A 12,243-nucleotide genomic window follows, 5' to 3' on the forward strand; every position below is an offset into this window, starting at 1 on the left:
GGCCTGCCACCGCAAGAACCGAAGCAAAAAAGACCTGATATGACCGACACCAGCATCGACGCCCTGAACCAGAAACTGGACCGTCTGATCGAGGCCGTCAGCCGCCTGGCGCCGCCGCCGGTGCCTGAAACCGACCTCAACGTGGCCGATTGCTTCGTCTGGCAGGCCGATCCCGGCTATCTGGAGCCGGTGCGCAAGGTCAACCGCGTCGACATCAGCCTGATCCGCGGCGTCGACCGCGTCCGCGACATCCTCGTCGACAACACCGAGCGCTTCGCCGCCGGCTTTGCCGCCAACAACGTCCTGTTATGGGGCGCCCGCGGCATGGGCAAATCGTCGCTGGTCAAGGCCGTGCATGCGCAAATCAACGCCAAGGCCAATTCACGAAAGCCCAAATCCGGCCTGCCGCTGAAGCTGATCGAAATCCACCGCGAGGACATCGACACGCTGCCCAAGCTGATGGGCCTGCTGAAGGCAGCCCCTTTCCGCGTCATCCTGTTTTGCGACGACCTCTCCTTCGACCATGACGACACGTCCTACAAGTCGCTGAAGGCAGCGCTCGAAGGCGGCGTCGAGGGCCGCCCCGCCAATGTCATCTTCTACGCCACGTCGAACCGGCGGCATCTGTTGCCGCGCGACATGATCGACAATGAGCGCTCCACCGCCATCAACCCGTCCGAGGCGGTCGAGGAAAAGGTCTCGCTGTCCGACCGTTTCGGCCTGTGGCTGGGTTTCCACAAATGCTCGCAGGACGAATATCTCGACATGGTCAACGGCTATGCCAGCCACCATGGCCTCGACATCGACCCCGAGCAGTTGCGGGCGGAAGCGCTGGAATGGGCAACGACGCGCGGCAGCCGCTCGGGCCGCGTCGCCTGGCAGTTCACGCAGGACCTGGCCGGACGGCTCGGCAAGCCGTTGAGCGATTGAAGCATTGGATTGCGTAACCAACGCGATCCAGCGCAGGCTTATTTGAGCGGTGGCGCCCGCCGCAGGTCGCGCGGCGTTTGGCCGATCTCGCGGCGCATCCAGTGCGCAAGATGTGACTGATGCGCGAAGCCGCTCATTTCAGCCACTTCGCTTGTGCTGAGTTCAGCCTGCCGCAACAGAACGCATGCGCGTTCGACGCGACGCCGCAATACGTAGCGGTGCAAGGTGACACCCATCGCCACCTTGAACCATGTCCGCAAATGCGAGCTGCTCGCACCGGCGACACGGCTTAGTCGCTGGATCGAAAGCGGCTCGTGGAGAGCCGCCTCGATGTGCTCCAGCACGCGCGTGAGCTGGGTATCCGACAAACGGTTCGTTGGATCGATATCCGGTTCACCGAGGCCAAGCAGCCGCACCGCCAATGCGGCGCCGATGCTGTCGGCAAACAAAGGGTCGCTCGGCGCGTTAGCGTTCAGTTCGCTCTCGAGCGCCCGGACGAGATGTTCGATGCGCTGGTCGCGAAGCATGTGGCGCGTGTCGAGCCGCAATGCTTGCGCCTTGCCGCCAAGCTCCGCCGCCACCCTGTCCATCAAGGCTGGCTGCAACGCAATCTCCATCGTGTCGAACGGGGTTTCGGCCTCGAAGCCGCCCTCCTGGCCAGCCGGCACCAGGTCGATATCGCCGGCGCGCCTGACGAAATATCGTCCGACCTGATTGCAGTAGGAGCGCGTCGCCGCGCTGGCATGCACCATGATGCGATGGTGTGACGCCCGGGGCAAACGATGGACGCCGGCTTTGACATGCCTGGAGGCCATCGTTACGTCGGGCGCGGCCTGGGCCGGAGCGAATTGCGAACGCATGATCTCTCGTTTCATGGCAAAACCTGTTCGAGATTTGGCAATTCCCGCGCGATTTTCAATGCCGCGGACCTGTACTCACGCCTCTCAATCAAACTTGGACGAGAGGTTATGCCATGAGTTTCTATGTTGTTATCGGAGCAGGTCCTGTCGGTCGCGAGACCGCCCGCCTTCTTGGCGAGGAAGGACATGATGTCGTTCTCACCAGCCGAAGCGTCGGTCCGAACGCGCTGCCGAACGTACGGACCGTAAAGGCCGACGCCACCGATGCCTCGGAACTCGCGCGTGTCTGCCAAGGCGCCGATGCCATCTTCATGTGTGCCATGGCCACCTATCACCGGTGGCCGACTGATTTCTTCCCGATCATCGACGGCACCGTGCGCGCGGCCGAGACGGTCGGCGCGAAGCTGATCGTGCTGGGAAACCTCTATGGCTATGGGGAAAATGCCGACAGCCCGCTTCGGTCCGACCATTGCCTGGACCCGACTTCGAAGAAAGGAACCGCCAGGACGATCATGTGGCAGCGGGCGGTCCGTGCCGACGTTCCCGCGATCGAAGTGCGGTCCAGCGACTATCTCGGACATGGCGCCATCAGCTACTTCTCGCTGGTTGCGCTGCCCTCCATCATCGAGGGGAAACCCACCGCTTTCATTGGAAACCTCGACGCAACACATGCCTGGGCCTTTACCAAGGATGTCGCCAGGACGCTTGTCGCGGCCTCCCGCTACTCCGGCGAATGGGGGCGCGCTTTTCACGTTCCCTCGCAATACGCCTCACCCAGGGAGCTCATCCAGAAAACCGCCGCGATGCTTCGACGAGAGGTCTCTGAAATCCGTTCCTATTCCATTGCCGAGATGGAAGCATTGGGCATGCATGAGCTGATCGAGATGCGTTATCTTTTCGAGAACCCGTTGCTGGTCGATTCTTCCGACGCCGAGATGCTTCTCGGCATCAAGGCCAGCAGCCTCGAGGTCATGATCGCCGACACGCTCCGCGATCATCTTTGAACCTGAAACAGGCATCCGCCAGAACTGAAAAAGCCCGCTCCTTGCGGAACGGGCTGAGCCGGCGGGCCGGACTGGAGGTCAGACGGCCCGCATATCGCTTCTTTTCTTCTATTCGAGATAGGTCGAGGGGTCGACCGGTGCCGAATTCTTGCGCACTTCGAAGTGCAGCTTCGGCGAGTCCGTCGTGCCGCTCATGCCGGACAGTGCGATCTCCTGGCCACGCTTGACCTTCTGGCCGCGCTGGACCTCGATCGAGCTGGCATGGCCATAGACGGTGACCAGGCCGTTCTCGTGGCGCACCAGCACCGTGTTGCCGAATTCCTTGAGCCCGTCGCCGGCATAGATGACGACGCCGTTCTCGGCTGCCTTGACCGGCGTGCCGGTGGGCACGGCGATGTCGACGCCATCCTTGCCGGATCCGAAACCGGAGATCACCCGGCCGCGCACCGGCCAGCGCATCTTGCCGATGCCGGTCGCATCCGGCGCCACCGCGTCGTCATCCTCGGCCTGCTGGATGACCTTGGCGTCCTTCTTCGGCGGCGTGTAGGAGGCAAGCGTTTCCGAAGGCGTGGCGTTTGCCGGAGCTTGCGTCGTTGCCGTGGTCACCGGATCGACCTTGGCCGGCTTGGCGCTGGCGACCGTCGCCGTTCCGCCGGCCGGCACCTTCAAGGTCTGGCCGATTTTCAATATGCCGTCCTTCATGCCGTTGGCCTGCTTCAGCGCAACGACGCCGACGCCGGTCTTCCTGGCGACCGAGGACATCGTGTCGCCCGACTGGACCGTATAGGTGCCGGCGACGCCGGTCGCCTTGGCCACCTGTGCCGGCTTGGGCTCCTTGGACTGGTTCGCCGCGGCCGACGCATCGACCTGGGCAGCGGACTTGCCCTCTTTGAGCTTCGGCTGCTGCGGCAGCACGGCCACCTTGTCCGGCGCCGTGGCCGGCAGGTCGTGCTTGCCGTCTTTCGCGGGCCCGTCCTTCAACTGCTTGGCATCGGCAACCCTCGGCTCCGCCTTGCTCGAATAGGCATAGGCCGGGATGACCAGCTTCTGGCCGCTCTTCAACCCTTTGGTTGCGCTCAGGCCGTTCACTTTCATGATAACGTCGGCCGGCACCTTGTAGTGCTGCGCGATGCCATTGATCGTTTCGCCGTCCCTGACGACGATTTCGGTGGCGTGCGGCCTGCCCGCCTCGGCCATTTTCGGCGCGTCGGGCTGGGCATTCTTGAACGGCTTCGCGGCCGGTTCGACAGTGCCGGTCGCCGTCCTGTCGAGATGGGGAGCGGGCCGGACCAGGGCCGGTGCCGATGCGACACGCACCGGATTGGCGGCCGGCGCGAGCGCTGGAGCCGGCTGCGCCTGCGCGGAAACCGGCGGCGGCAGCGGCCGGCTCGAAACCGGCTCGAGGCTGGAGCGGCTCACCGACTGCGTGTGGCTGCCGTCGAGAGGAGCAGCCACGACATCGCCCGGATAGGGCTGCACGGCATCCTGCTTGTTGATGATGGTGCGCTGATTGTTGGTCGAGGAGGTGAACACGTCATCGACGCTGTTGAACCGCGAAGCCTGGGAACTGCACCCTGCCGCCGCGCCCGCAATCATCAAGACAGCGCAGCCCCGCGCCAGATTGCGACCATTTGCCTTCAAAACACTTAGTTGCATCGCACTAACCCGCACAAACGCTGCACCAACTGGACAGGATTAAAGCGCGTTAATGTTACTGGGCGGTTAACCCATTAGAATCCGACGAAAATTTTCTTAAAACATTTGAGGATGGTCGGCGACCCGCAGAGCAGGGCCGAAAGAGATCCGCGGCCGGCCTTAAACTAGATAACCGCCGCCAGGCCGCGCAGGATCGGCTGCAGCCGCACCATGCCGATATCCTCGCGTTCGAAACGGCTGCCGACCTTGGTAAGCTTTGCCAGCACCTGCTCGCCCTCCTCCGGACCGATCGGCGCGATGACGATGCCGCCGCTCGACAACTGGTCGAGCAGGAAACGCGGCAGGCTGTCGAAGGCCGCCCAGGCGACGATACGGTCGAACGGCCCCTCGGCGGGCAATCCATTGGAACCGTCGGCCTGGCGCACGATGACATTGCCGATGCCGAGCGCCTCGAAACGCTGCCTGGCTTGCTCGACGAGCGTCTTGTAGCGGTCGATGGTGACGAGCCGCGCCGCCAGCCGCGACATGACAGCCGATGTGTAGCCGGAACCGGTGCCGATCTCGAGCACGCGGTTTCCCGCTTCGATGGCAAGGGCGGCGATCACCGCCGCCTGCATGTCGGCCCCTTCGATCGCTTCGCCGCATTCGATCGGCAGCATGCGGTCCGACCAGGCGATCTGGTGGAACTGCGCCGCCAGGAAGCCGCGGCGCGGCGTCGCCTCGAAAGCCGCGATCAGAGCCTTCGGCACCGTTCCCCGGCCGCGCAGGCGCAGCAGGAACGCGGCGAATCCCTCGCGATCATCGATTGGAAAGCCCTGATTCATGCAAGCGCCTTGCTCAGCTGGTCACGGATCTCATGCGCGGTAAGGTCAAGCTGCAACGGCGTCACCGACACCAGCCGGTTGCGCAAGGCATGGAGGTCGGTACCCTGCTTGCCTTCGACCGGCTCGCGGCCGAAGCGAAGCCAGTAGTAAGGCAGGCCGCGCCCATCGCGACGCTCGTCGACCCACAGGCTATGCACCAGCTTGCCCTGCGAGGTGACCACCGTGCCGGCCACCTCCTCGGGAAGGCAGTTGGGGAAATTGACGTTGAGCAACACGCCATCGGGAAGCGGCGTCGCGACGAGCTTCTTCAGCAGCGCCGGCGCCAGCGCCTCGGTCGTCTCGTAAGGGACGACGCGGTCCTCGCCGACATAGCTGTAGCCCTGGCTGAGCGCGATCGACCTGATGCCGAGCAGCGCGCCTTCCATGGCGCCGGCGACGGTGCCCGAATAGGTCACGTCGTCGGCGATGTTGGCGCCAGAATTGATGCCGGACAGGATCAGGTCGGGGGCACCGGGCAGGATTTTCTTGACGCCCATGATGACGCAATCGGTCGGCGTGCCGCGTACGGCAAAATGCTTCTCGCCGATTTTGCGCAACCGCAGCGGCTCCGAAATCGACAGCGAATGCGCGTAACCCGACTGGTCCTGCTCCGGCGCCACCACCCAGACATCGTCCGACAGCGTGCGGGCGACGCGTTCGAGCGACGCCAGGCCCTCGGCATGAATGCCGTCGTCATTGGTCAGAAGAATGCGCATTATTTCGATTCGATCTTTTCCAGACCGCCCATGTAAGGCCGCAGCACTTCAGGAATGGTTACGCTGCCATCCTCATTCTGGTAGTTTTCGATGACGGCAATGAGCGCGCGGCCGACGGCGGTGCCGGAGCCGTTGAGCGTATGGACAAAGCGGTTGCCCTTGCCGTCCTTGTCCTTGTAGCGGGCATCCATGCGCCGCGCCTGGAAATCGCCGCAGACCGAGCAGGACGAGATTTCGCGATAGGCATTCTGGCCGGGCAGCCAGACCTCGATGTCATAGGTCTTGCGCGCGCCAAAGCCCATGTCGCCGGTGCACAGCACCATGGTCCGGAACGGCAGGCCGAGCCGCTTAAGCACCTCCTCGGCGCATTGCGTCATCCGCTCGTGTTCGGCGAGTGAGGAGTCCTGGTCGGTGATCGACACCAGCTCGACCTTATAGAACTGGTGCTGGCGCAGCATACCGCGCGTATCGCGCCCCCCCGAACCCGCCTCGGACCGGAAGCAGGGCGTCAGCGCGGTGTAGCGCAGCGGCAGTTTCTCATGAGCCGTGATTTCCTCGCGCACCAGGTTGGTGAGCGGCACTTCGGCGGTCGGGATCAGGCCAAGCCTGCCCTCCCCGTGCGGCGTGAAGAACAGATCCTCCTCGAATTTCGGCAACTGGTTGGTGCCGAAGAGAACCTCGTCACGCACCATCAACGGCGGGATAATTTCCTCATAGCCGTGCTCGGTCGTGTGCAGGTCCAGCATGAACTGGCCGATCGCGCGTTCCATCCGCGCCAGGCCGCTCTTGAGCACGGTGAAACGCGAACCCGACAGCTTTGCCGCGCGCTCGAAATCCATCATGCCGAGCACTTCGCCGATCTCGAAATGCTCCTTCACCCAGTTCGGCCGCGTCGGCACCTTGCCGACGATATGCCTGACGACATTGTCATGCTCGTCCTTGCCGACCGGAACGTCGTCGAACGGCACGTTGGGCAGCACCGCCAGCGCGTCGTTCAGCGCCTTGTCGAGTTCGCGCTCGCGCGCCTCGCCATTCTGGATGAAGGTCTTGATCTCGCCGACCTCGGCCTTGAGCTTTTCGGCAAGTGCGGCATCGCCCGAACGCATGGCGTTGCCGATCTCCTTCGAGGCGGCGTTGCGGCGCTCCTGCTTGGTCTGCAGCTCGGTGACGTGTTCGCGCCGCGCTTCGTCCCGGGTGATCAGGTCATCGACCGTGGACTGCGCCTCACCGGCCGACCACGAGCGCTTGGTGAGCGCCTCGACGAGAGCCTTCGGGTTGTCGCGAATCCATTTGATGTCAAGCATGGTTATCCGTCCTCAAGCTAAGGTTTGAGGGCGTAAACCGCATCCTTGATCGATGCAAGACGAGGCGGGGCGGCGGTTGTCGTTTTCCGTCGCCGCCAAAGTCTTACGAAGCAGCCGGCGCCGGAGGCTCGTCCGGTGTCTTGTCCGCCACGGTCTCGCCGGCTTCCTGCTTCTCGCGCGCAAGCCGCTGTTTTTCCTGATCCCGCTCGATCCATCGCGCGGCCCAGATGGAGACCTCGTAGAGAAGGATGGTCGGAATGGCCAGGCCGATCTGGCTCATCGGATCCGGAGGTGTCAGCACCGCAGCCACGATGAAGGCGATGACGATCGCCCATTTGCGTTTTTCCGCCAGCGCCTTGGACGACAGCATGCCGACACGCGTCATCAGGCTGGTCACCACCGGCAGTTGGAACACCAGGCCGAAGGAGAAGATCAGCGTCATGATCAGGCTGAGATATTCCGACACTTTCGGCAGCAGGGAAATCTGTACCTGGTCGTCCGTGCCTACCTGCTGCATGGCGAGGAAGAACCACATCACCATCGGCGTGAAGAAGAAATAGACCAGCGAGGCGCCCATCAGGAACAGGATGGGCGATGCGATCAGGAACGGCAGGAAGGCGTTGCGCTCGTTCTTATAGAGGCCAGGCGCGATGAACTTGTAGATTTGCGTGGCGATCAGCGGAAACGCGATGACCATGCCGCCGAACATGGCAAGCTTCACCTGCGTGAAGAAGAATTCCTGGGGCGCGGTGTAGATCAGCTCGACCTTGTGCGGGTCGAGCCCCGCCCATTTCGTCGCCCATTTGAACGGGACGACCAGCAAGTTGAACAGCTTCTTGGCAAAGAAGAAGCAAACCAGGAACGCGACGAAGAAGCCACCCAGCGACCAGATCAGCCGCCTGCGCAGCTCGATCAGGTGCTCCATCAATGGCGCCGACGATTTTTCGATCTCGTCCTTTTCCTTGTCCGAAACGCTCACTTGGCGGCTCCAGCCGTCTTTTTGGCCGCCGGCTTCTTCGCCACGGCAGGTTTCGGTTTCGCCGACGCCTTGGCGGTTACCTTGGCCGCGGCAGGCTTCTCTGCAGCCACGTTTCCAGGTCTTGCCGGCGTCGTGGTCTTTGTCGCCGCTTTGGGCGCCAGTGGGGCTTTTGCCGCCACTGCCTTCGTGGATGCCGAGGCCTTGGCCGGCGCCTTCGCAGCCGGTGCCGTCTTGGCGGTTCTCTTGGCTGCCTTCGTCGCAACGGCAGGACCCGTGGATGCCGCCGATTCATCGGTCATCGTCGGAAAAATCGGCGCTGGTGTCGTCGGTTGAGGCCCGTTGACGCCTGGCATTTCAGTTGCGCCGTTCTTCAGCGGCTCGGCCGCCTGCGGCGTCGAAGCGGCGGGGACCGAGGGATCGGTGGCCGGCTTCGGCTTCATCGCCGCGTCAACGCCCGCGCGCACATCGGCCGCGGCCTGTTCGAACGGATTGAGCTGCTTCTTGATCTCGGCAACCGGGCTCAGGCCCCTGAGCTCGTCAACCGACTTCTTGACGTCATCGAGCTCGGCTTCCTTCAGCGCCTCGTTGAACTGCTTCTGGAAATCGGCGGCCATGGCGCGCAGCTTGGCCGTCGTGCGGCCAAAGGTGCGCAGCATGTTGGGCAAATCCTTCGGCCCGACGACCACGATCATGACGATCGCGATCACCAGCATTTCGGTCCAGCCGACTTCAAACATGGCAATCTGTTCCGACTAGAACTTTTTGGCTCAGCTCTTGCTGGCCTTTTCCTTCGCGGCCGAAACGGTCTCATCGGCACGGTGTTCGACGGTACGCTTGTCCTCTGCAACGTCGTCGTCGGCCATGCCCTTCTTGAAGCTCTTGATGCCCTTGGCCATGTCGCCCATCAGCTCGGGGATCTTGCCGCGGCCGAACACCAGAAGCACGATGACCAGCACGATCATCCAGTGCCAAATCGAAAATGAACCCATAGCAAATCTCTCTCGAATGTTTTCCCTGGCGATGATCTATGCGTTTTCGCGATGGGATTCAAACACAACCGCGACAGAGTTTATGAAAGGGTGTCGGATGTCACGCATTTTCGGCTATGCGGCCCGCTACCAAACGGCGCATGTAAAGCCGCAGGATGGCTTTTGATAGGCGCTCGCGGTCAATCTTCCGTGACGCGCGGCGTCAGGAGACCGAGTTCCTCGAGGTCGATGTCGGTCAGCGGATCCTCGTCCTCGGTCAGCGCGTCGGGATCGGCCGGCGGCAGCGGGATCGAGAAATTCGACGGCATGCGGCCTGACAGCAGACCGGCGCCCTTCAGTTCCTCCATACCGGGAAGATCGCGGATCTCCTCCAGCGCGAAATGATCGAGGAAGGTTTCGGTGGTGCCATAGGTGACGGGACGACCGGGCGTTTTGCGGCGGCCGCGCATGCGCACCCATTCCGTCTCGAGCAGCGTGTCGAGCGTCCCCTTCGAGGTCTCGACGCCTCTGATGTCCTCGATCTCGGCGCGCGTCACCGGCTGGTGATAGGCGATGATCGCCAACACTTCGAGCGCCGCCCGCGACAGCTTGCGCTGCTGCACCGTATCGCGGCTCATCAGGAAGGCCAGGTCGCCGGCGGTGCGGAACGCCCAAGCGTCGCCCACCCGCACCAGATTGACGCCGCGGCGCGCATAGATCTGCTGCAGCTCGGCCATGGCCGCGGCGACATTGATGCCGTCGGGCAGCCGTGCGGTCAGTTGCTTTTCGCTCACGGGCTCGGCGCTGGCGAACACGATCGCCTCGGCCATGCGCACGGCTTGCGCCATGTGCAGCCGCTCGGCCGGGTTCCGCGCCTGCTCAGCCGCATCCTCGGAAAACAGCTCCTGCTCAGGCTCGTCCTCGACCTTGAACGGGACAACCGAAGCGTTGGCGCGCTCGCTCATGATGCCACCTCCACTGCCTTGATTGCCTGCACGCGACCGCGCAGGTAGATCGGGGCAAACGTCTGATCCTGCCGCACGTCCATCGTGCCGTCGCGCACCAGTTCCAATGTCGCCGCGAAGGAACTGGCGATAGCCGTGCGCCTTTCCTCGGGGCTGGTCATGTACACGATCAGGAAACTTTCCAGCGTCGTCCAGTCGCTTACAGCCCCGACAAGGCGGGTCAGGATGTCGCGCGCGTCCTTGAGCGACCAGACGCCGCGCCTGGCGATCGTCACGTTGTTGATCGCCTGCTTCTGCCGCTGCTGCGCATAGGCGGTCAAGAGATCATAGAGCGACGCCGAATAGGCGTTGCGCTTTTCGATAATGACCATTTCGGGCATGCCGCGGGCGAACACGTCGCGGCCGAGCCTGTTGCGGTTGACCAGCCGCGCCGACGCGTCGCGCATGGCTTCGAGCCGCTTCAGCCGGAATTGCAGCACCGCCGCCAGTTCCTCGCCGCTTTCGCCCTCTTCGCCCGGCTGCTTGGGGATCAGGAGCTTCGACTTGAGGAAGGCGAGCCACGCCGCCATCACAAGATAGTCGGCGGCAAGCTCAAGTCGCAGCGCCCTCGCCGTCTCGACAAAGGTCAGGTACTGCTCGACCAGTGCCAGGATAGAAATGCGCGCCAGATCGACCTTCTGAGTGCGGGCAAGATGCAAGAGAAGATCGAGCGGGCCTTCGAAGCCGGCCACGTCGACGACCAGCGACGGATCGCCGGTGACGCGTGAATCGTCGTTCTCGGCCCACAGGCGGTCCATCGGTGCGGCCTTTGGAGCCTTGCTTTCCAATGTTTCCGCCACGACCCTGTCACTTCCCTTCGTCAGGCCACCGCATCGAAATAGGTGGCGAATTCAGCGCGAATCTCGGTCTCTTCGACCGCGTCTTGCTTGCTTATATAGGTCATCGCCCGCTTGGCGCGCTCCAGCGCCTTGCCTTCAAGCCCCGTGGTGCGCGATGCGATGCCCGCCATTTCCTCGAAAACACCGTTGCAGTGAAGGACCAGATCGCAGCCCGCCGCAAGGATCGAGGCCGCCTTTGTCGGGAAATCCCCAGAAAGTGCCTTCATCGAGGTGTCGTCGCTCATCAGCAGTCCATCGAAGCCGATCTCGCGTCGAATGATCTCGTCGATGACCTTGCCGGAAGTCGTCGCCGGGTTTTTTGGGTCGATCGCGCTGTAGACGACATGCGCCGTCATCGCCATCGGCAGATGGTTGAGCTCCCTGAACGGGGCGAAATCATGCCGCTGCAGATCGCTGAGCGAGGCGTCGACGACAGGCAGTTCGAAATGCGTGTCGGCAAAGGCGCGGCCGTGCCCCGGAATATGCTTCATCACCGGCAGCACGCCACCCGACATCAGGCCCTCGGCCGCTGCACGGCCAAGCTCGATGACCGGACGCGGATCCTTGCCATAGGCGCGCGCGCCGATGACGTCGCTGGCCCCTTCGATCGGCACGTCGAGGACCGGCAGGCAATCGGCTGATATGCCGTAGCGCAACAGGTCGAAGGCATGCAGCCGCGCCATCAGCCAGGCGGCCCGGGCACCGGCGTCGTGATCGTCGCGCCAAAGCGCGCCAAGCGCACCGCCGGCCGGGTAGTTCGGCGCCAGCGGCGGCCGCAGGCGTTGCACCCTGCCGCCTTCCTGGTCGATGAACACCAGCGCATCGGGACGGCCGATGCAGTCACGCATCTCGGCGACCAGATCGCGGATCTGCTCGGCCTCGCCGATGTTGCGGGCAAACAGGATGAAGGCCCATGGGCATTCATTGCGATAGAAATTGATTTCCTCGCGGGTGAGCGATTTCCCGGCACAGCCGAGGATCATGGATTTTGATTCGGTCATTTCAGGAGTCTAGGGCTTCGCGCGACCAAAGGGAATCATCCCCGACCGCATGCGGCGGGCTGCAAGACAAGCTTCCACATGAAAAAGTCAGGCATATGAATGTCGCCATACAAAAAACC

Annotated in this window: 13 protein-coding genes; 2 read left to right on the top strand and 11 right to left on the bottom strand. The window is 63.1% G+C overall.

Translation table 11 applies throughout. The annotated features are described in order from the left end of the window. Positions 1–39 precede the first annotated feature (39 nt). Positions 40–930: an ATP-binding protein gene (locus tag FJ948_RS02415; protein WP_140701604.1), complete on the top strand. Its 891-nt coding sequence runs from the start codon at positions 40–42 to the stop codon at positions 928–930. A gap of 38 nt (positions 931–968) precedes the next feature. Here the strand turns inward: FJ948_RS02415 and FJ948_RS02420 are convergent, their stop codons facing one another. Continuing rightward, positions 969–1,790, bottom strand: coding sequence for an AraC family transcriptional regulator (locus FJ948_RS02420; RefSeq protein WP_140701605.1), 822 nt, complete (start codon positions 1,788–1,790; stop codon positions 969–971). A 113-nt stretch (positions 1,791–1,903) separates the two neighbouring features. Here FJ948_RS02420 and FJ948_RS02425 point away from each other — a divergent pair, with 113 nt between their 5' ends. Next, positions 1,904–2,794 carry an NAD-dependent epimerase/dehydratase family protein gene (locus FJ948_RS02425; RefSeq protein WP_140701606.1) on the top strand — a complete coding sequence of 297 codons (891 nt, stop codon included), beginning with the start codon at positions 1,904–1,906 and terminating at the stop codon, positions 2,792–2,794. 108 nt (positions 2,795–2,902) lie between these two features. Here the strand turns inward: FJ948_RS02425 and FJ948_RS02430 are convergent, their stop codons facing one another. The 10 genes from FJ948_RS02430 to nagZ form a co-directional block, all read right to left on the bottom strand. After that, positions 2,903–4,450, bottom strand: a complete 1,548-nt coding sequence (locus FJ948_RS02430) for a peptidoglycan DD-metalloendopeptidase family protein (RefSeq protein WP_140701607.1) — start codon at positions 4,448–4,450, stop codon at positions 2,903–2,905. Between the two features lie 164 nt (positions 4,451–4,614). Beyond that, on the bottom strand, positions 4,615–5,274 hold the full coding sequence (locus FJ948_RS02435) for a protein-L-isoaspartate(D-aspartate) O-methyltransferase (protein WP_140701608.1): 660 nt from the start codon (positions 5,272–5,274) through the stop codon (positions 4,615–4,617). After that, a complete protein-coding gene (gene surE / locus FJ948_RS02440) occupies positions 5,271–6,029 on the bottom strand; it encodes a 5'/3'-nucleotidase SurE (protein ID WP_027043770.1) in 759 nt (252 codons plus the stop codon). Before surE ends, FJ948_RS02435 begins: the two co-directional genes overlap by 4 nt. After that, positions 6,029–7,333, bottom strand: coding sequence for a serine--tRNA ligase (gene serS, locus FJ948_RS02445; protein ID WP_140701609.1), 1,305 nt, complete (start codon positions 7,331–7,333; stop codon positions 6,029–6,031). Before serS ends, surE begins: the two co-directional genes overlap by 1 nt. 103 nt (positions 7,334–7,436) lie before the next feature. Next, complete coding sequence (gene tatC / locus FJ948_RS02450) at positions 7,437–8,312, bottom strand: twin-arginine translocase subunit TatC (RefSeq protein ID WP_096446762.1); 876 nt, start codon at positions 8,310–8,312, stop codon at positions 7,437–7,439. Further along, complete coding sequence (tatB, locus tag FJ948_RS02455; RefSeq protein WP_140701610.1) at positions 8,309–9,049, bottom strand: Sec-independent protein translocase protein TatB; 741 nt, start codon at positions 9,047–9,049, stop codon at positions 8,309–8,311. The genes tatC and tatB overlap by 4 nt, the downstream gene beginning before the upstream one ends. A gap of 30 nt (positions 9,050–9,079) precedes the next feature. Next, positions 9,080–9,301, bottom strand: coding sequence for a twin-arginine translocase TatA/TatE family subunit (locus tag FJ948_RS02460; protein WP_095087696.1), 222 nt, complete (start codon positions 9,299–9,301; stop codon positions 9,080–9,082). Positions 9,302–9,480: 179 nt separating this feature from the next. Beyond that, positions 9,481–10,245: an SMC-Scp complex subunit ScpB gene (scpB, locus tag FJ948_RS02465; RefSeq protein WP_140701611.1), complete on the bottom strand. Its 765-nt coding sequence runs from the start codon at positions 10,243–10,245 to the stop codon at positions 9,481–9,483. After that, on the bottom strand, positions 10,242–11,042 hold the full coding sequence (locus FJ948_RS02470; protein ID WP_140701612.1) for a ScpA family protein: 801 nt from the start codon (positions 11,040–11,042) through the stop codon (positions 10,242–10,244). Before FJ948_RS02470 ends, scpB begins: the two co-directional genes overlap by 4 nt. 62 nt (positions 11,043–11,104) lie before the next feature. Continuing rightward, entirely contained in the window at positions 11,105–12,124 is a 1,020-nt protein-coding gene (gene nagZ / locus FJ948_RS02475) for a beta-N-acetylhexosaminidase (RefSeq protein WP_140701613.1), read from the bottom strand. Between the last annotated feature and the right edge of the window lie 119 nt (positions 12,125–12,243).

The sequence above is a fragment of the Mesorhizobium sp. B2-3-12 genome, assembly GCF_006442205.1.
Lineage (GTDB): Bacteria > Pseudomonadota > Alphaproteobacteria > Rhizobiales > Rhizobiaceae > Mesorhizobium.

Coding starts and splice junctions, on each gene's coding strand:
- FJ948_RS02460 (WP_095087696.1), bottom strand. CDS start 9,301: ATGGGTTCATTTTCGATTTGGCACTGGATGATCGTGCTGGTCATCGTG.
- scpB (WP_140701611.1), bottom strand. CDS start 10,245: ATGAGCGAGCGCGCCAACGCTTCGGTTGTCCCGTTCAAGGTCGAGGAC.
- FJ948_RS02430 (WP_140701607.1), bottom strand. CDS start 4,450: ATGCAACTAAGTGTTTTGAAGGCAAATGGTCGCAATCTGGCGCGGGGC.
- FJ948_RS02415 (WP_140701604.1), top strand. CDS start 40: ATGACCGACACCAGCATCGACGCCCTGAACCAGAAACTGGACCGTCTG.
- FJ948_RS02435 (WP_140701608.1), bottom strand. CDS start 5,274: ATGAATCAGGGCTTTCCAATCGATGATCGCGAGGGATTCGCCGCGTTC.
- serS (WP_140701609.1), bottom strand. CDS start 7,333: ATGCTTGACATCAAATGGATTCGCGACAACCCGAAGGCTCTCGTCGAG.
- tatB (WP_140701610.1), bottom strand. CDS start 9,049: ATGTTTGAAGTCGGCTGGACCGAAATGCTGGTGATCGCGATCGTCATG.
- FJ948_RS02425 (WP_140701606.1), top strand. CDS start 1,904: ATGAGTTTCTATGTTGTTATCGGAGCAGGTCCTGTCGGTCGCGAGACC.
- FJ948_RS02420 (WP_140701605.1), bottom strand. CDS start 1,790: ATGCGTTCGCAATTCGCTCCGGCCCAGGCCGCGCCCGACGTAACGATG.
- nagZ (WP_140701613.1), bottom strand. CDS start 12,124: ATGACCGAATCAAAATCCATGATCCTCGGCTGTGCCGGGAAATCGCTC.
- FJ948_RS02470 (WP_140701612.1), bottom strand. CDS start 11,042: ATGGACCGCCTGTGGGCCGAGAACGACGATTCACGCGTCACCGGCGAT.
- surE (WP_027043770.1), bottom strand. CDS start 6,029: ATGCGCATTCTTCTGACCAATGACGACGGCATTCATGCCGAGGGCCTG.